We start from the raw sequence: 16,455 nt of genomic DNA, 5'->3' as shown, positions 1-16,455 counted from the left end.
TTTAGACGTTCAGCAGCAGGAACTCCCGTTCCCACGAGCTGATGACGCGCAAATAAGTCTGGTGTTCCTTTTCCTTCACCGAGGTGTAGGCCTTGACGAAGCGCTCGCCCAGCAGCCCGCGCAGCGGCTTGCACTTGCGCAGCAGCACGATGGCCTCCTCCAGCGAGCGCGGCAGGTCGTAGCCCTTGGCGTGGGCGCTGCCGGCCATCGGCGCGGTGGGCTCGAGCTTCTCGACGATGCCGAGGTAGCCGCAGGCCAGGGTCGCGGCCAGCGCCAGGTAGGGATTGACGTCGGAGCCGGCGAAGCGGCTTTCCACGCGGGTGTTCTCGGGCGTGTCCAGCGGCACGCGCAGGCCGCAGGTGCGGTTGTCGTAGCCCCACTGCACGTTCTTTGGCGAGACTTCACCGAAGGCCAGGCGCCGGTAGGAATTCACGTTCGGCCCGAAGATGGCCATCGCCGCCGGCACGTACTTCTGCAGGCCGCCGAGGTAGTGCATGAACAGCTCGCTGTGCACGCCCTTGCGCGCACCCGCGAACACGTTCTTGCCGGTCCGCGCGTCCACCAGGCTCTGGTGGATGTGCATCGAGCTGCCCGGCTCGTTCTCCATCGGCTTGGCCAGGAAGGTGGCGTAGATGCCGTGGCGCATAGCCGCCTCGCGCATGGTGCGCTTGAACAGGAAGACCTGGTCGGCGCGCGACATCGGGTCGGCGTGCTCGAAATTGACCTCCAGCTGGGCGGCGCCGGACTCGTGGATCAGCGTGTCCACGTCCAGCTCCATCGCCTCGCAGTAGTCGTACATCAGGTCGAGGATGGGGTCGAACTCGTTCACCGCGTCGATGGAGTACGACTGCCGCGCGGTCTCGGGGCGGCCGTTGCGGCCGGCGGGCGGCTGCAGCGGGAAGTCCGGGTCGGTGTTGCGCTGGACCAGGAAGAACTCCAGCTCGGGCGCGATCACCGGCTGCAGGCCGAGGCCGTCGTAGAGGTCGAGCACGCGCCGCAGCACGTTGCGCGGCGCCAGCTCGTGGCGCTTGCCTTCCTTGGTGTAGCAGTCGTGGATCACCTGCGCGGTCGGGTCGGTGGCCCAGGGCACCATGCGCACGGTGTCGGCATCGGGCCGCAGCTGCATGTCCGAATCGGACGGCGACACCAGGTCGTCGTAGTTGTCGGGGTATTCGCCGGTGACGGTGGTGGCGAAGATGCCCTCGGGCAGGCGGGTGCCGTAATCGTGCGAGAACTTGGCGGCCGGGATGATCTTGCCGCGGGCGTTGCCGGTGATGTCCGGCACCAGGCACTCGACCTCGGTGATCCGGCGCTCCTTGAGCCAGCGCTTGAGCGTGCTCTCCTGCTGTTCCTCGGGGGTCTGCTTGGGCTCTTTCTTCTTCGACATAGGCTAGGTTCTTTGCTTGGCGCGTTCGCGGCAGGCGGCCGCGAAGGCTTGGAAGATGCCCAGGTAGAAGGGATTCTCGCCGACCCTCCACTCCGGGTGCCACTGCACCGCGAGCAGGAAGGGCCCCGGGTCATCGAGTCGCACCGCCTCCACCAGCCCGTCGCGCGCGGTGGCTTCCACCACCAGCCCGCGGCCCAGCGTGCGCAGCCCCTGGCCGTGCAGGGAATTGACGTGCGCGACCGGCGCGCCGGCGATGCGCGCGAGCAGGCCGCCCGGCGCCAGGTCGATCGGGTGCGAGGGCGCGTATTGCGCGTCCAGCGGGTCGTCGGGGTTCTCGCGGTGGTCGTCCAGGCCGGGCTGCTCGTGCACCTTCTGGTACAGCGTGCCGCCCAGCGCCACGTTCACTTCCTGGCAGCCGCGGCACAGCGCCAGCACGGGCACGCCCATTTCGATCGCCAGCGGCACGATGCCCAGCGTGGTGGCGTCGCGGGCCGGGTCATGCGGGTTGCCGTCCCAGCTGGGTTCGTCCGAGTAGTGGTGCGGCTCGATGTTGCTGTAGGCACCGGTGAGCAGCAGGCCGTCGAGATGGGCCAGCACCGCCCGCAGGTCCAGCGGCGGCGACAGCGACGGGATCATGAGCGGCAGGCAGCCGGCGCCGTCGACGACCGCGCGGAGGTATTTCTCGCCCACCGCCTGGAACGGATGGGGCCCGATCTGTTTGCGGTCCGAAGGCAGGCCGACCAGCGGGGACTGACGCATGGGACGCCTCACAAGGGGATGCCCGACCTTACTCCGGGCGTTTGATTTCATCAACAGGGGATGATTATTTTTTACAGCTTCAGGCGGAATGCTAGACTCCGCCGACCCCAGCGGATGCCCGTCCCATGACCTCCTCCTACCTCCCGTCGGCCGACGCCGACGTCCTCGCGCAGATCCCGGACTGCGAGCAGATCGACCTGCTGCTGCCCGACATGAACGGCCTGCTGCGCGGCAAGCGCATCACCCGCGACGCGCTGGACAAGGTCTACCGCGACGGCGTCTGCCTGCCGATGTCCCTGGTCGCCACCGACATCACCGGCAACACGGTCGAGGAAACCGGACTGGGCTATGACATCGGCGACGAGGACCGGATTTGCCGTCCGGTGCCGGGCAGCCTGCGCCCGATCCCGTGGCAGCATCGCCCGATGGCGCAGCTGCTGCTGCAGATGGAGGACGGCCGCGGCGGCCTGTTCGAGGCCAACCCGCGCGAAGTGCTCAAGCGCGTGGTTGCTCGCTTCAAGGAACGCGGCCTGACGCCCGTCGTCGCCGTGGAGCTGGAGTTCTACCTGCTGGACGCCGAACTGACCCACGACGGCCGCCCGCAGACCTCGGTCAACCCGGCCACCGGCGAGCGCAACCGCAGCACGCAGGTCTATTACATGCAGGACCTGAACGACTACCAGGCCTTCACCGACGCCGTCGCCGACGCCTGCGCCGCGCAGGGCATCCCGGCCGACACCGCGGTGGCCGAGTACGCGCCCGGCCAGTTCGAGATCAACCTCAAGCACCGCGCCGACGCCGTGGCCGCCTGCGACGACGCGCTGCTGCTGCGCCGTGCGATCAAGGCCACCGCCGAGGAACAGGGCATGATCGCCAGCTTCATGGCCAAGCCCTTCGTGGACCAGGCCGGCAGCGGCACCCACATCCACGTCAGCGTGCTCGACGCCGCCGGCAACAACCTCTTCGCCTGCGACCCGGCCACGCCCTCGGCCACCCTGCGCCACGCCGTGGCCGGGCTGCAGAAGGCCAGCCGCGACTGCATGCTGCTGTTCGCGCCGCACGCCAACAGCTACCGCCGTTTCGTGCTCAACGCTTTCGTGCCGCTGAACGACGCCTGGGGCTTCAACAACCGCACGGTGGCGATGCGCGTGCCGCACAGCGACCCGGCCAACACCCGCATCGAGCACCGCATCGCCGGCGCCGACGCCAATCCCTACCTGGTCACGGCCGCGGTGCTGGCCGGCATCCTGCAGGGCCTGGACGACCAGGGCGACCCGGGTGCGCCGGTCGTGGGCAATGCCTACGAGCAGACCGAGCACCGCGAGCTGTTCTGGCACGACACGATCCGCGATTTCCAGGGCAGCGAGTTCGCGGCCCGGCACTTCGGCGAGTCGTTCCGGCACATCTACGGCCAGCAGAAGCTCAAGGAACTGCGCAGCTTCTGCCGGGAAGTGACCACGCTCGAGTACGACTGGTACCTGCGGACGGTCTGACGATGACGGTGCGCTCGCCCGCCGCGCACGTGGATTCCTGGTATTCGCGCAGCGCCCACCCGGCGCCGGCGCATCCGCGCCTGCAGGGCCGCGAAACCGCCGACGTGGTGGTGCTGGGCGCCGGCCTGACGGGCCTGTCCGCGGCGCTCGAGCTGGCGCAGGCCGGGCTGAGCGTGATCGTGGTCGAGGCCCGGCGCGTGGGCTGGGGCGCCTCCGGGCGCAACGGCGGCCAGGTCATCTTCGGCTTCGGCTGCGAGCAGCCGAAGATCGCGGCGATGGTGGGGCCCGAATTGTCGCGCCGGATGTTCGACTGGTCGATCGAGGGCGTGCGCCTGGTGCGCGAACGCATCGCCACGCACGGCATCGACGCCGGCTGGCGCGACGGCCATGCGCACGTGGCGATAAAGCCCAGGCACATCGACGAACTCAATGCCTGGCAGGACGACCTGGCCACGAACTACGGCTATGCCCTGCCCTGGTGGGATCGCGAGCAGCTGCGGGCGCAGCTCGACAGCCCGCGCTACCTCGGCGCCCTCTACGACCCGGCCTCGGGCCACCTGCATCCCTTGAACTACACGCTGGGGCTGGCGCGCGCCGCCGTTGCCGCCGGCGTCCGCATCTTCGAGCACTCGCCCGTGGTGTCGCTCACGCGCGGCGCGCGCCCCGTGCTGCGCACGGCGGAGGGCGAAGCCGAAGGCGCGTTCTGCGTGCTGGCCGGCAATGCGCTGGTGCACGGCATCGCGCCCGAGCTCGACGACAAGATCATGCCGGTCGGGACCTACGTCGGCGCCACCGCGCCGCTGGGCGAGGAACGCGCGCGTGCGCTGATCCGCAACGGCATGGCCGTGGCCGACATCAACTGGGCGCTCGATTATTTCCGCCTGAGCGAAGACCACCGCCTGCTGTTCGGCGGCCGCGCCAGCTACTCCACCCTGCCCCCGCCGAACCTGCCGGGCACGATGCAGCGGCGGATGACGCGCGTGTTCCCGCAGCTCGAAGGCGTGAAGTTCGAGCAGGTCTGGGGCGGGCTGATCGACATCAGCCTCAACCGCGCGCCGCACTGGGGCCGGCTGGGCGACAACGTCTACTTCGCGCAGGGTTTCAGCGGCCACGGAGTTGCGGCCACCGGTCTCGCGGGCCGCATCGTGGCCGAAGCGATCCGCGGCCAGTCCGAACGACTGGATGCCTTCGCGAAGATCGGGCACCGGAACTTCCCCGGCGGCCGCGCCCTGCGCACGCCGCTGCTGGTGGCCGCGATGGCCTGGTTCAAGCTGCGCGACGCGCTGTGGTGATCCTGGCGGGTGCAGCCCCGGGGCAGCTCTCGTAAACTGCCGCCCGGGCCCTTCGCCCCGCACTGGAAACCCGCTTTGAGTATCTTCTCCCGACTGGGCCAGGAATGGTTCGGCAATGTCCGTGGCGACGTGCTCGCCGGGCTCGTGGTCGCGCTGGCCCTGATCCCGGAAGCCATCGCCTTCTCCATCATCGCCGGCGTCGACCCCAAGGTCGGGTTGTACGCCTCGTTCTGCATCGCGGTGGTGATCGCCTTCTTCGGCGGCCGCCCGGGCATGATCTCCGCGGCAACCGGCGCCATGGCGCTGGTGATGGTCGACCTGGTGAAGGACCACGGCCTGCAGTACCTGCTGGCGGCCACGCTGCTGACTGGCGTGTTCCAGATCATCGCGGGCGCGCTGAAGCTGGGCAGCCTGATGCGCTTCGTCTCGCGCTCCGTGATCACCGGCTTCGTCAATGCGCTGGCGATCCTGATCTTCATGGCCCAGCTGCCCGAGCTGATCGGCGTGCCCTGGACGGTGTACGCGATGTGCGCCGCCGGCCTGGCCATCATCTACGGCTTCCCCTACCTCACCCGCGCCATCCCCTCGCCGCTGGTGGCCATCGTGCTGCTGACCGGCGTGGCGATCTGGCTCAAGCTCGACATCCGCACCGTGGGCGACATGGGCGAGCTGCCCGACAGCCTGCCGGTGTTCCTGTTCCCGCAGGTCCCGCTGACGCTGGAGACGCTGTGGATCATCCTGCCGGTGTCGGCCACGCTGGCCGTGGTCGGCCTGCTGGAGTCGCTGCTCACCGCGCAGATCGTCGACGACCTGACCGACACGACCAGCAACAAGAACCGCGAATGCGCCGGCCAGGGCGTGGCCAACATCGCCGCCGGCTTCATGGGCGGCATGGCCGGCTGCGCGATGATCGGCCAGTCGGTGATCAACGTGAAGTCCGGCGGCCGCGGCCGGCTCTCGGCCTTCGTCGCCGGCACCGTGCTGTTGCTGATGGTGGTGTTCGGCAGCGAATGGGTCCGCCAGATCCCGATGGCGGCGCTGGTGGCGGTGATGATCATGGTCTCGATCGGCACCTTCAGCTGGAGTTCGGTGCGCGACCTGGCCACGCATCCGCGCACCTCCAGCGTGGTGATGATCGCCACCGTGGTGGTCACCGTGTTTACCCACGACCTGGCCAAGGGCGTGCTGACCGGCGTGCTGCTGTCGGCGCTGTTCTTCGCGCGCAAGGTCGGCCGCGTGCTGCACATCGGCTCGCAGCCGCAGGACGACGGCAAGGCACGCACCTACACCGTGACCGGCCAGGTCTTCTTCGCCTCGGCCGATGCCTTCGCCGCCGGTTTCGACTTCAAGGAAGTGCTCGAGCGCGTCACCATCGATGTCTCCCGCGCCCACTTCTGGGACCTGAGCGCCGTCGGCGCCCTCGACAAGGTGGTGCTGAAGTTCCGCCGCGAGGGCACCGCGGTGGATATCATCGGACTGAACGAAGCCAGCGCCACGCTCGTCGACCGCCTCGGCGTGCACGACAAGCCCGACGCCGAACGCCTGATGGGCGGCCACTGAGGACCCACGCATGAGCCAAGCCCTGATCCATGCCGAAGGCCGCGTGCTGGCCGCCATCGACGCCTCCGTCTACGGCCGCAGCGTGGCCGGACTCGCCGCCTGGGCCGCTTCCAGGCTGTCGGCGCCGCTGGAGCTGCTGCACACCCTCGAGCGCGGCCAACAGCCGCCCATGGCGGACCTGAGCGGAAATCTTTCGCTGGGCGGCCAGGAACTGCTGCTGGCCCAGCTGGCCGACCTGGACGAACAGCGCAGCAAGCTGGCCCAGGAGCACGGACGCCTGCTGCTGGAGCAGGTTCGCAGCCACCTGTCCGACGCCAGCGGCGTCGCGGCGAAGGTGCTGCAGCGCCACGGCGGCCTGGCCGACAGCCTGCTGGAACTCGAGCAGGGCGTCCGGCTGTTCGTCGTGGGCAAGCGCGGCGAGCACGCCAACTTCGAGACCGGCCGCCTGGGCGGACAACTCGAGTACGTCCTGCGCGCGGTGCACCGTCCGGTGCTGGTGGCCTCGCGTGCCTTCAAGCCGCCGCAGCGCTTCCTCATTGCCTTCGACGGCGGCGCCACCACCCGCCGCTGCGTCGAGATTGTCTGCGCCAGCCCGCTGCTCAAGGGCCTGGCCTGCGAGCTGCTGATGGTGGGCGAGGAAGGCAACGCGGCGCTGCGCGAGCACCTGGACTGGGCGGAGGCGCAGCTCGAGGCGGCCGGATTCGCCCCGCGGGCCAGCCTCGTGCCCGGCCACCCGGAAGCGGTGATCGCCCGCGAAGTCGGCGCCCGCGGCATCGACCTGCTGGTGATGGGCGCCTACGGCCATTCCCGCATCCGCACCATGATCCTGGGCAGCACCACCACCCAGGTGCTGCGCAGCTGCCCGATCCCGGTGCTGTTGCTGCGCTGAGGCCGCGACTCAGGGGTCGAGGTTGAACCAGGTCGCCTTGACCTCGGTGTACTTCTCGAAGGCGTGCAGCGACTTGTCGCGGCCGTTGCCGCTCTGCTTGTAGCCGCCGAAGGGCGCGGTCATGTCGCCGCCGTCCCAGTAGTTCACCCAGACGCTGCCGGCGCGCAGCTTGCGCGCCACGCGGTGGGCCCGGTTGAGGTCGGAGGTGAAAACGCCGGCGGCCAGCCCGTAGTCGCTGTCGTTGGCGATGCGAAGCGCCTCTTCCTCGGTGTCGAAGGCGATGACGCTCAGCACCGGTCCGAAGATTTCCTCGCGGGCGATGGCGTGGTCGTGGCCGACGCCGTCGAAGATGGTCGGCGCGATGTAGCAGCCGCCTTCCACCGTCTGCAGCCGCTCGCCGCCGATCACCACGCGGGCGCCCTGCTCGCGGCCCTTGGCGATGTAGCCCAGCACGCGTTCGGTCTGGCCCTCGTCCACCATCGCGCCCATCGCCGCGCCGGGCTCCAGCGGGTGCTGGGGCTGCATCTTGCGGCCGAACTCGGCCACCTTGGCGACGAACTCGTCCTTGATGCGGCGCTCGACCAGCAGGCGCGAGGCGGCGGTGCAGACCTCGCCCTGGTTGTAGAAGATGCCGCTGGCGGCGGCCTTGGCGGCGCGCTCGAAGTTGGGCGCGTCGGCGAACACCAGGTTCGGGCTCTTGCCGCCGCACTCCATGTAGGCGCGCTTCATGTTCGAGGTGCCGGCGCAGACCATCAGGTGCTTGCCGACCGCGGTGGAGCCGGTGAACACCAGGCCATCCACATCCATGTGCATCGCCAGCGGCTCGCCGGCGCCGCGGCCGAAGCCCGGCACCACGTTGAACACGCCCTCGGGGATGCCCGCCTCGATCGCCAGCTCGGCAATACGCAGCGTGCTCAGCGGGGATTTCTCGGAGGGCTTGAGCACGACCGAGTTGCCGGTGGCCAGCGCCGGCGCGATCTTCCAGCAGGCCATCAGCAGCGGGAAGTTCCAGGGCACGATGGCGCCGATCACGCCCAGCGGCTCGCGCGTGACCAGGCCCAGCTCGTCGTGCCCGGTGGGCGCGACCTCGCCGTAGACCTTGTCGATGGCCTCGCCGGTCCAGGCCATGCAGCGCACCGAGGCGGCCACGTCCACGTGCAGGGCGTCGTTGACCGGCTTGCCCATGTCGAGCGCGTCGAGCAGCGCGAGTTCGTCGGCGTGCTGCTGCAGCAGCTGGGCGAAGCGCAGGATCACCTTCTTGCGCTGCGCCGGGCGGGCGTTCGACCACTTGCCGGCGTCGAAGCTGCGGCGGGCCGCGGCCACCGCGCGGTCGATGTCGACCGAGCCGCATTCGGCCACGCGGGCCAGCACGCGGCCGTCGATCGGGCTCAGGCAGTCGAAGGTCTTGCCGCTGGCGGCGTCGACGTACCGGCCGTCGATGAAGGCCTGGTGGCGGAGGCTGAGGCCGGAGGCGAGGAGTTCCCAGTCTTGGCGGGTTTTGGGCTTGGTCATGGCGGAGTCCGGTGGTGGGCGGGGCCCTCTCCCCAACCCCTCTCCCGGGGGGAGAGGGGCTTCAGAAAGTTGGCGGGGTGTTGGCGCTGACGAGGATGGCGGTGTCTGGGCCGACGTTGCGGAAGCGGTGGGGCTGGCGGCTTTCGAAGTAATAGGCCTCGCCGGGGCCGAGCACGCGCACCTGGTCGCCGACGGTAACCTCGACCCGGCCCTGCACGATCACCCCGCCCTCTTCGCCGTCGTGGCTGAGCATGGTCTCGCCGGTGTCGCTGCCCGGCGGCATCACCTCGCGCAGGATGCACATTTGCCGGTTGGCGCGGTGCTGGCCGACCAGGAAGTAGTGGATCTCGTGGTTGCCGAGGTCGGGCTGCTCGTCGGCCGGGTAGAACGGGCTGTCGCCGGTGTCGCCCAGCTCGAGGGTGAAGAAATCAGCCAGCGAGATCGGGATCCCGTCCAGCACCTTCTTCAGCGAACTGATGGACGGGCTGACCTTGTTCTGCTCGATCAGCGAAATGGTGGAGTTGGTGACGCCCACGCGCTTGGCCAGCTCACGCTGGCTGAGGTTCTTGCTCTTGCGTACGGCCTGCAGCCGGATCCCGATATCCAATGCGCCCACCTCCGGATGTTGCGGAATATTTAACACCCGCCCCCTCCAAGGTCAATGAAATCGCGGGATTCGGCGCCGTTGTAAATTTTAATCAACACGGTAAGCTGGCCGGCAACCGCTCCAGGAAGCTCGCCATGTCCCCCTCCGACGACCTCGCCCACCAGGCCACCGCCGCGCCCGAGCACACCGACGCGTTCTGGATGCCGTTCACGGCCAATCGCCAGTTCAAGAAGACGCCGCGCCTGCTGGCCAGCGCCGAAGGCATGTACTACCGCAGCACCGACGGCCGCGAGATCCTCGACGGCACCGGCGGCCTGTGGTGCTGCAACGCCGGCCACGCCCGCCCGCGCATCGTCAAGGCGATCCAGGAGCAGGCCGTCACACTGGATTTCGCGCCGACCTTCCAGATGGGCCACCCCCTGCCCTTCGTGCTGGCCGAGCGCCTGAAGGCGATCGCGCCGGAGGGGCTGGACCATGTGTTCTTCACCAACTCGGGCTCGGAGTCGGTGGACACCGCGCTCAAGATCGCCCTGGCCTACCACCGCGCCCGGGGTGAGGGCCAGCGCACGCGCCTGATCGGCCGCGAGAAGGGCTACCACGGCGTCGGCTTCGGCGGCATCGCGGTCGGCGGCATGGTCAACAACCGCAAGTTCTTCGGGCCGATGCTGCCCGGCGTGGACCACCTGCGGCACACCCTGGACATCGCCCGCAACGGCTTCAACCGCGGCCTGCCCAAGCACGGCATCGAGCTGGCCGAGGACCTGGAGCGGCTGGTGCAGCTGCACGACGCCAGCACGATCGCGGCGGTCATCGTCGAGCCGATCTCCGGCAGCGCCGGCGTGGTGCTGCCGCCCGAGGGCTACCTCAAGCGCCTGCGCGAGATCTGCGACAAGCACGGCATCCTGCTGATCTTCGACGAGGTCATCACCGGCTTCGGCCGCGTCGGCAAGGCCTTCGCGGCGCAGCGCTTCGGCGTCACGCCGGACCTGATCACCACCGCCAAGGGCCTGACCAACGGCGCCGTGCCGATGGGCGCGGTGTTCGCCAGCGGCAGGATCCACGACGCCTTCATGCACGGGCCGGAGGGGGCGATCGAGCTCTTCCACGGCTACACCTATTCCGGCCACCCGCTGGCCTGCGCCGCCGCCCTGGCCACGCTGGACACCTACCAGGAAGAGAACCTGTTCGAGAAGGCGATCGAGCTGGGCGGCTACTGGGAAGACGCCATCCATGCCCTGAAGGGCCTGCCGAACGTGATCGACATCCGCAATTTCGGCCTGATCGGCGCCGTGGAGCTGGCCGCCCGCGAGGGTGCCCCGGGTTCACGCGGCTACGACGCCTTCCAGCGGGCCTTCCACGAGCAGAACCTGATGGTGCGCTGCACCGGCGACGTTTTGGCCCTTTCGCCGCCCCTGATCCTCCAAAAAGAGCACATCGACCGGATTTTCGACCGCTTGGCCGCTACCATACGCGCCACCGCCTGACCGGGCGGAAGACCCCAAGAACAGACCGCCCCGGGAGGGCAGCTCCATGCTTATCGGCGTCCCCAAGGAAATCAAGAACCACGAGTACCGCATCGGCCTGACCCCGGCCGGCGCGCGCGAACTGACCAGCCAGGGCCACCAGGTCATCGTGCAGCGCGACGGCGGCAAGGCCATCGGCCTCACCAACGAGATGTACGAGAAGGCCGGCGCCCAGATCGTCGACAGCGCCGAGGAGATCTTCAAGCGCGCCGACATGATCATCAAGGTGAAGGAGCCGCAGCCGGTGGAGTGCGCGATGCTGCGCCCCGGCCAGCTGCTCTACACCTACCTGCACCTGGCGCCGGACCCGGAGCAGACCAAGGCCCTGGTGAAGTCGGGCGCCACCTGCATCGCCTATGAAACCGTCACCGACCGCAAGGGCGGCCTGCCGCTGCTGGCGCCGATGTCGGAAGTGGCCGGCCGCATGTCGATCCAGGCCGGCGCGCACGCGCTCGAGAAGGCCCAGGGCGGCTCCGGCGTGCTGCTGGGCGGCGTGCCGGGCGTCAAGCCGGCCGAAGTGCTGGTGATCGGCGGCGGCGTGGTCGGCATCAACGCCGCGCGCATGGCCATGGGCCTCAACGCCCGCGTCACCATCCTCGACCGCTCGCTCGACCGCCTGAAGTACCTCGACGAGCTCTACGGCGACAAGATCACCACGCTGTACTCCACCCTCGACGCGATCGAGGAGCTGCTGCCGCAGTCCGACCTCGTGATCGGCGCCGTGCTGATCCCGGGCGCCGCCGCGCCCAAGCTCGTCTCGCGCAAGCAGCTGGGCCTGATGAAGCCGGGCTCGGTGCTGGTGGACGTCGCCATCGACCAGGGCGGCTGCTTCGAGACCTCGAAGGCCACCACCCACCAGAACCCGACCTACGAAGTGGACGGCATCATCCACTACTGCGTCGCCAACATGCCGGGCGGCGTCGCCCGCACCTCCACCTTCGCGCTCACCAACGCCACCCTGCCCTACGCGGTGAAGCTGGCGAACAAGGGCCCGGCGGCGATGCTGGACGACGAGCACCTGCTCAACGGCCTGAACGTGCACGCCGGCAAGGTGACGTACGAGGCGGTGGCGAAGGACCTGGGCTACGACTTCGTGCCCGCCGCCAAGGCCCTGAAGGCCTGATTCACCGGTAGGAGGGACTTCAGTCCCGAAGCTTTTCGGCGAAAGGCTTCGGGACTGAAGTCCCTCCTACATTTCATTGTGAAGCTCCGGGGGGGGAACATGAAGCGCATCCATCACTTCATAAATGGCCAGCCCACCCCCGGCACCGGCGATCGCCTCGGCGACGTCTTCAACCCCGCCACCGGCCAGGTGCAGGCGCAGGTCGCGCTGGCGTCTGCCGCCGACGTGGAGGCCGCGGTATCCGCCGCCCAAGCCGCCTTCCCCGCCTGGGCCGCCACCACGCCGCTCAACCGCGCGCGGGTGCTGTTCAAGTTCAAGGAACTGCTCGAGGCCCACGCCGACGAGATCGCCGCCTGCATCACCTCCGAGCACGGCAAGGTGCTGGCCGATGCGCGCGGCGAGCTGACGCGCGGGCTGGAAGTGGTCGAGTTCGCCTGCGGTGCGCCGCACCTGCTCAAGGGCGAGCACTCGATGAACGTGGGCCGCGACGTGGATTCATACACGGAGTACGCGCCGCTGGGCGTGGTGGCCGGCATCACGCCGTTCAACTTCCCGTGCATGGTGCCGATGTGGATGTTCCCGGTGGCGCTGGCCTGCGGCAACACCTTCGTGCTCAAGCCCTCCGAGCGCGACCCCGGCACGCCGATGATCCTGGCGCGGCTGCTGAAGGAAGCCGGGCTGCCGGACGGCGTCTTCAACGTGGTGCACGGCGACAAGGTCGCGGTGGACGCGCTGCTCGACGACCCGCGCGTGCAGGCGGTGAGCTTCGTCGGCTCGACGCCCATCGCCGAATACCTCTATGCCCGCGGCTGCGCCAATGGAAAGCGCGTGCAGGCGCTGGGCGGCGCCAAGAACCACATGGTGGTGCTGCCCGACGCCGACCTCGACGGCGCGGCGAACGCGCTGCTGGGCGCCGGCTACGGCTCGGCCGGCGAACGCTGCATGGCGATCTCGGTGGCGGTCTGCGTCGGCGACGCCACCGCCGACGCGCTGGTGGCGAAGCTCAAGCCGATGGTCGGGGCGCTGCGCATCGGCCCGGGCGACCAGGGCGATCCCGACATGGGGCCGCTGGTCACCGGCGCGCACCGCGACAAGGTGCGCGGCTACGTCGACGACGGCGTGGCCGAGGGCGCGACGCTGGTGGTGGACGGCCGCGGCCTGCGCGTCGCGGGGGCCGACGCCGGGTTCTTCCTCGGCGGCTGCCTGTTCGACCACATCACACCGGCGATGCGCATCTACCGCGAGGAGATCTTCGGGCCGGTGCTGTGCGTGGTCCGCGTGCCGGACTTCGAGGCGGCGCTGGCCTTGGTCAACGCGCACGAGTACGGCAACGGCACCGCGGTGTTCACCCGCGACGGCGACGCGGCGCGGCAGTTCGCGCACCGCGTGCAGGCGGGCATGGTCGGCATCAACGTGCCGATCCCGGTGCCGATGGCCTTCCACAGTTTCGGCGGGTGGAAGCGTTCGCTGTTCGGGCCGCTGCATGTGCATGGGCCCGACGGCATCCGCTTCTACACGCGGCTCAAGACCGTGACCGCGCGCTGGCCCACCGGCGTGCGCGCGCAGGCCGAATTCACCATGCCGACGATGAAGTAAGCGCAGGCGGAACTCCTACCCGCCGCCGCGGCGATGCGCTGACTACAGCGCGGACCCGCCCGCCTAGCCTGAGTCCAGCCCGTGCAGCCTGCGCGGGCACCCACGGACCAGGAGACTGCCATGAAGTTCGGACTCGGACTGCTGCTCACCGGCCTGGTCGTGGCCGCCGCCGCGCTCGCCCCCGCCCCGGTGCGCGCCGACGACAGCCACGACTGCACCGAAGGCTGCTACATCATCACCTGCAACAAGGAGGTCTGCGCCACCTGGCGCTGCGACGACCAGGGCTGCCGGCTGCTCAACACCTTCTATCGCAACTTCGACGACATCACGCCCAACCGCGCCGGCAAGCGCAGCGCGCCGCTGGCCCCGGACGTGGCCCACGCCCGCGTCTGCCCGGCCGGCAAGCCCTGCGAGGTTTACGAACTGAGCGTCGAAGGCGCGCTGCACCTGGGCAGCTTCGACAACGTCGGCGATGTTGTGAAGGACCGCCGCGCGCAGCGCCGCTGACTCAGCGCAGCTTGTCGGGGAAGGCCTGCACCAGCTTGGCCACCTTGGGCAGCGACACGAACCGGATGTAGGGCTGCCCCGGGTTCTTCGCCGCGTAATCGTGGTGGTAGGCCTCGGCCACGAAGAAAGCCTCAAGCGGCTCGATCCGGGTGGCCAGGCGCGCGGCGAAGGCGCCGGAGGCGTCGAGCTGGGCCAGGTAGGCGCGCGCCACCTGCTCCTGCCCGGCGTCCAGCGGGAACAGCGCCGAGCGGTACTGCGGGCCGACGTCGTTGCCCTGGCGGTCCTTCTGGGTCGGGTCGTGCGCGACCGCGAAGAAAACCTTGAGCAGCTGGCCGTAGCTGAGCTGCATCGGGTCGTACAGGATTCGGATGGCCTCGGCGTGCGCGGTTTCGCCGCTGCACACGGCCTTGTAGTTGGCGGTGTCGGCGTCGCCGCCGGCGTAGCCAGGCACCACGTCGGTGACGCCGGCCAGCTGGCGGTACACCGCCTCGGTGCACCAGAAGCAGCCGCCGGCGAGGATGGCCTCGCCGCGGTCGGCGGCGGTGGGCACGTCGACGGCGGGATCGGGGACTTTCGCGGGCGGCACGCGCAGGCCGGTGCCAGGGAGGTCGCAGCTCGGATCGGCCATGTCGGGACTCCGTCGGGGCCTTCAGCTTGCCCCCGTGCGTGCGAACCGGACGCGAAGGCGGCCGGCGCGCGGGATCGGTCAGTCCAGCTCCACCATCAGCGCGTCGGCGGCCTCGGCGCAGAACTCGCCTTCCCACTTCGCCATCAGCGCCAGGTACAGCAGCTTCTCGAATTCGGGGCGGAACCGGCGGATCACCGAATCCGGATCCGGCATCAGCTTGGCGTCGGCGATCAGGCCGAAGTGCACCGCGCCGTTGTAGCTGAGGATGGAAATGCCCAAGCCGATCGAGCCGGTCTGCGGCACCCAGAACATCAGGTCGGTGATCTTGCTGCCGCCGAAGTACAGCGGCATCTGGGGCCCCGGCACGTTGGTGGCCACGGCCGAGGCCTTGCGGCTGAACATCTCCAGCGCGAAGGCCTGCACCGCCGGCGGCGCCATGCCCACCGCCGCCAGCGCGCCGAAGGTGGCCACGGCCTGGCGCGACTTGCGCAGCACGCGCATGCAGGCGGCGATGCGCTCGAGCCGGCGCATCGGGTTGGCCTCGCCCACCGGCAGTTCCAGGAACACGAGGCCGAAGTGGTTGCCCAGCTGCTTGGCGTGCTCCAGCGGCCGCAGGTTCACCGGCACGGTGGCGCGGATGGTGACGCCGTCGAGCTGCTCGCCGCGCTCGAGCATGTAGCTGCGCAGCGCGCCGGTGGCCGAGGCCAGCAGGATGTCGTTGACCGTGCAGCGCAGCGCCCGGCTCACCGACTTCACTTCGTCCAGCGGCAGCGGCTCGGCCCAGGCCACGCGCTTGCTGACGCCGAGCCGGCCCTTGAGCACGGTTTCCGGGTCATCCGACAGCGACAGCGCCAGCCCGACTTCCTTGGCGATGTCCACGCCCTCGGTGGCCAGCACGGCCGCCAGGGTCGGGTCGCGGTAGATGTCCATGCCCTTCTCGAGCATCTTGCCGCCCAGCTGCATGTAGCGGTCGATGGCGCCGACGCGCTGCGCCACCGGCGCGTGCTCTTCCTTCTTCAGCCAGCGCTTGGCCAGCGCGGCCTTGCGCTTGGAGTCGATGCCCATTTCGGTCAGCGACAGCAGCACCTGCACCAGGGCGATGCCGTCGGCATAGCAGTGGTGGATGCGCGAGATCAGCGCAGAGCCACCGCCGAACTTCTCGACCAAGTGGAATTGCCAGAGCGGCTTGGTCTTGTCGAGCGGCGTGGAGGCCATCTGGCTGGTGAGCCGCTCCAGCTCGCGCTTGCCGCCGCGGCCCGGCAGCGCGGTCAGGCGCACGTGCCAGTCGAGGTCGAAGTCGGCGTCATCCTGCCAGAAGGCGCCGGTGGGCGTGTCCACGGCCTTCTGGCGGAAGCGCGGGTAGGCCAGGAACTTGGTTTCGATGACCTTGCGCAGGGTGCGGATGTCGAGCGGCGTCTCGAACATCATCACGCCGGTGATCATCATCAGGTTGGTGGGCCGCTCCATGCGCAGCCAGGCGGTGTCCACCCGCGACATCGGCGACTTGCGGATCCTGGTGCGCGCCTCGGCCATGTCCCCTCCCCGGTGAAGGGTCAGGATGCCGCCTGCGGCGCGCGGG

The 16,455-nt window shown here is 69.5% G+C and carries 14 protein-coding genes; 8 read left to right on the top strand and 6 right to left on the bottom strand.

Features of this window, described 5'->3' with window-relative positions; all coding sequences use genetic code 11:
* Window position 1: 1 nt before the first annotated feature.
* Entirely contained in the window at window positions 2-1,387 is a 1,386-nt protein-coding gene (locus tag N787_RS04260; protein WP_034210994.1) for a glutamine synthetase family protein, read from the bottom strand.
* Window positions 1,388-1,390: 3 nt separating this feature from the next.
* Complete coding sequence (locus N787_RS04255; RefSeq protein WP_034210993.1) at window positions 1,391-2,146, bottom strand: gamma-glutamyl-gamma-aminobutyrate hydrolase family protein; 756 nt, start codon at window positions 2,144-2,146, stop codon at window positions 1,391-1,393.
* A 125-nt stretch (window positions 2,147-2,271) separates the two neighbouring features.
* On the opposite strand from N787_RS04255, the gene N787_RS04250 reads away from it, so the two are divergent.
* From N787_RS04250 to N787_RS04235, 4 genes are all read left to right on the top strand, one after another.
* Window positions 2,272-3,639: a glutamine synthetase family protein gene (locus N787_RS04250; RefSeq protein WP_034210992.1), complete on the top strand. Its 1,368-nt coding sequence runs from the start codon at window positions 2,272-2,274 to the stop codon at window positions 3,637-3,639.
* 2 nt (window positions 3,640-3,641) lie between these two features.
* Window positions 3,642-4,931: an NAD(P)/FAD-dependent oxidoreductase gene (locus N787_RS04245; protein WP_034210991.1), complete on the top strand. Its 1,290-nt coding sequence runs from the start codon at window positions 3,642-3,644 to the stop codon at window positions 4,929-4,931.
* Between the two features lie 75 nt (window positions 4,932-5,006).
* A complete protein-coding gene (locus tag N787_RS04240; protein WP_211252125.1) occupies window positions 5,007-6,491 on the top strand; it encodes a SulP family inorganic anion transporter in 1,485 nt (494 codons plus the stop codon).
* Between the two features lie 10 nt (window positions 6,492-6,501).
* Window positions 6,502-7,380, top strand: coding sequence for a universal stress protein (locus tag N787_RS04235; RefSeq protein WP_034210990.1), 879 nt, complete (start codon window positions 6,502-6,504; stop codon window positions 7,378-7,380).
* 9 nt (window positions 7,381-7,389) lie between these two features.
* On the opposite strand, the gene N787_RS04230 is transcribed toward N787_RS04235, so the two are convergent.
* Together N787_RS04230 and N787_RS04225 are read right to left on the bottom strand one after the other, a co-directional pair.
* A complete protein-coding gene (locus N787_RS04230) occupies window positions 7,390-8,892 on the bottom strand; it encodes an aldehyde dehydrogenase (protein WP_034210989.1) in 1,503 nt (500 codons plus the stop codon).
* Between the two features lie 61 nt (window positions 8,893-8,953).
* Window positions 8,954-9,508, bottom strand: coding sequence for a cupin domain-containing protein (locus N787_RS04225; protein WP_245593955.1), 555 nt, complete (start codon window positions 9,506-9,508; stop codon window positions 8,954-8,956).
* Between the two features lie 125 nt (window positions 9,509-9,633).
* On the opposite strand from N787_RS04225, the gene aptA reads away from it, so the two are divergent.
* The 4 genes from aptA to N787_RS04205 all read left to right on the top strand — a co-directional run bounded on the left by aptA (window position 9,634) and on the right by N787_RS04205 (window position 14,248).
* Window positions 9,634-10,983 (top strand): omega-aminotransferase AptA, encoded by a 1,350-nt coding sequence (aptA, locus tag N787_RS04220; protein WP_034210987.1) that lies wholly within the window; start codon window positions 9,634-9,636, stop codon window positions 10,981-10,983.
* A gap of 46 nt (window positions 10,984-11,029) precedes the next feature.
* Complete coding sequence (gene ald / locus N787_RS04215) at window positions 11,030-12,145, top strand: alanine dehydrogenase (RefSeq protein ID WP_034210986.1); 1,116 nt, start codon at window positions 11,030-11,032, stop codon at window positions 12,143-12,145.
* A gap of 99 nt (window positions 12,146-12,244) precedes the next feature.
* A complete protein-coding gene (locus tag N787_RS04210; protein WP_034210985.1) occupies window positions 12,245-13,741 on the top strand; it encodes a CoA-acylating methylmalonate-semialdehyde dehydrogenase in 1,497 nt (498 codons plus the stop codon).
* A gap of 120 nt (window positions 13,742-13,861) precedes the next feature.
* Window positions 13,862-14,248 (top strand): hypothetical protein, encoded by a 387-nt coding sequence (locus tag N787_RS04205; RefSeq protein WP_034210984.1) that lies wholly within the window; start codon window positions 13,862-13,864, stop codon window positions 14,246-14,248.
* Between the two features lies 1 nt (window position 14,249).
* Here N787_RS04205 and msrA read toward each other — a convergent pair whose 3' ends face one another.
* Window positions 14,250-14,876: a peptide-methionine (S)-S-oxide reductase MsrA gene (gene msrA, locus N787_RS04200; RefSeq protein ID WP_034210983.1), complete on the bottom strand. Its 627-nt coding sequence runs from the start codon at window positions 14,874-14,876 to the stop codon at window positions 14,250-14,252.
* Window positions 14,877-14,954: 78 nt separating this feature from the next.
* Window positions 14,955-16,409: a WS/DGAT/MGAT family O-acyltransferase gene (locus N787_RS04195; protein WP_034210982.1), complete on the bottom strand. Its 1,455-nt coding sequence runs from the start codon at window positions 16,407-16,409 to the stop codon at window positions 14,955-14,957.
* Window positions 16,410-16,455 lie beyond the last annotated feature (46 nt).

This window comes from Arenimonas metalli CF5-1, assembly GCF_000747155.1.
Classification (GTDB): Bacteria; Pseudomonadota; Gammaproteobacteria; order Xanthomonadales; family Xanthomonadaceae; genus Arenimonas; species Arenimonas metalli.
Note: the sequence above shows the minus strand (reverse complement) of the source record. Positions and strands in the feature narration are given on the sequence as shown.

What these genes read in the sequence shown, in the direction of transcription:
- N787_RS04260 (WP_034210994.1), bottom strand. Translation starts at nt 1,387, where the DNA reads ATGTCGAAGAAGAAAGAGCCCAAGCAGACCCCCGAGGAACAGCAGGAG.
- N787_RS04255 (WP_034210993.1), bottom strand. Translation starts at nt 2,146, where the DNA reads ATGCGTCAGTCCCCGCTGGTCGGCCTGCCTTCGGACCGCAAACAGATC.
- N787_RS04250 (WP_034210992.1), top strand. Translation starts at nt 2,272, where the DNA reads ATGACCTCCTCCTACCTCCCGTCGGCCGACGCCGACGTCCTCGCGCAG.
- N787_RS04245 (WP_034210991.1), top strand. Translation starts at nt 3,642, where the DNA reads ATGACGGTGCGCTCGCCCGCCGCGCACGTGGATTCCTGGTATTCGCGC.
- N787_RS04235 (WP_034210990.1), top strand. Translation starts at nt 6,502, where the DNA reads ATGAGCCAAGCCCTGATCCATGCCGAAGGCCGCGTGCTGGCCGCCATC.
- N787_RS04230 (WP_034210989.1), bottom strand. Translation starts at nt 8,892, where the DNA reads ATGACCAAGCCCAAAACCCGCCAAGACTGGGAACTCCTCGCCTCCGGC.
- aptA (WP_034210987.1), top strand. Translation starts at nt 9,634, where the DNA reads ATGTCCCCCTCCGACGACCTCGCCCACCAGGCCACCGCCGCGCCCGAG.
- ald (WP_034210986.1), top strand. Translation starts at nt 11,030, where the DNA reads ATGCTTATCGGCGTCCCCAAGGAAATCAAGAACCACGAGTACCGCATC.
- N787_RS04210 (WP_034210985.1), top strand. Translation starts at nt 12,245, where the DNA reads ATGAAGCGCATCCATCACTTCATAAATGGCCAGCCCACCCCCGGCACC.
- N787_RS04205 (WP_034210984.1), top strand. Translation starts at nt 13,862, where the DNA reads ATGAAGTTCGGACTCGGACTGCTGCTCACCGGCCTGGTCGTGGCCGCC.
- msrA (WP_034210983.1), bottom strand. Translation starts at nt 14,876, where the DNA reads ATGGCCGATCCGAGCTGCGACCTCCCTGGCACCGGCCTGCGCGTGCCG.
- N787_RS04195 (WP_034210982.1), bottom strand. Translation starts at nt 16,409, where the DNA reads ATGGCCGAGGCGCGCACCAGGATCCGCAAGTCGCCGATGTCGCGGGTG.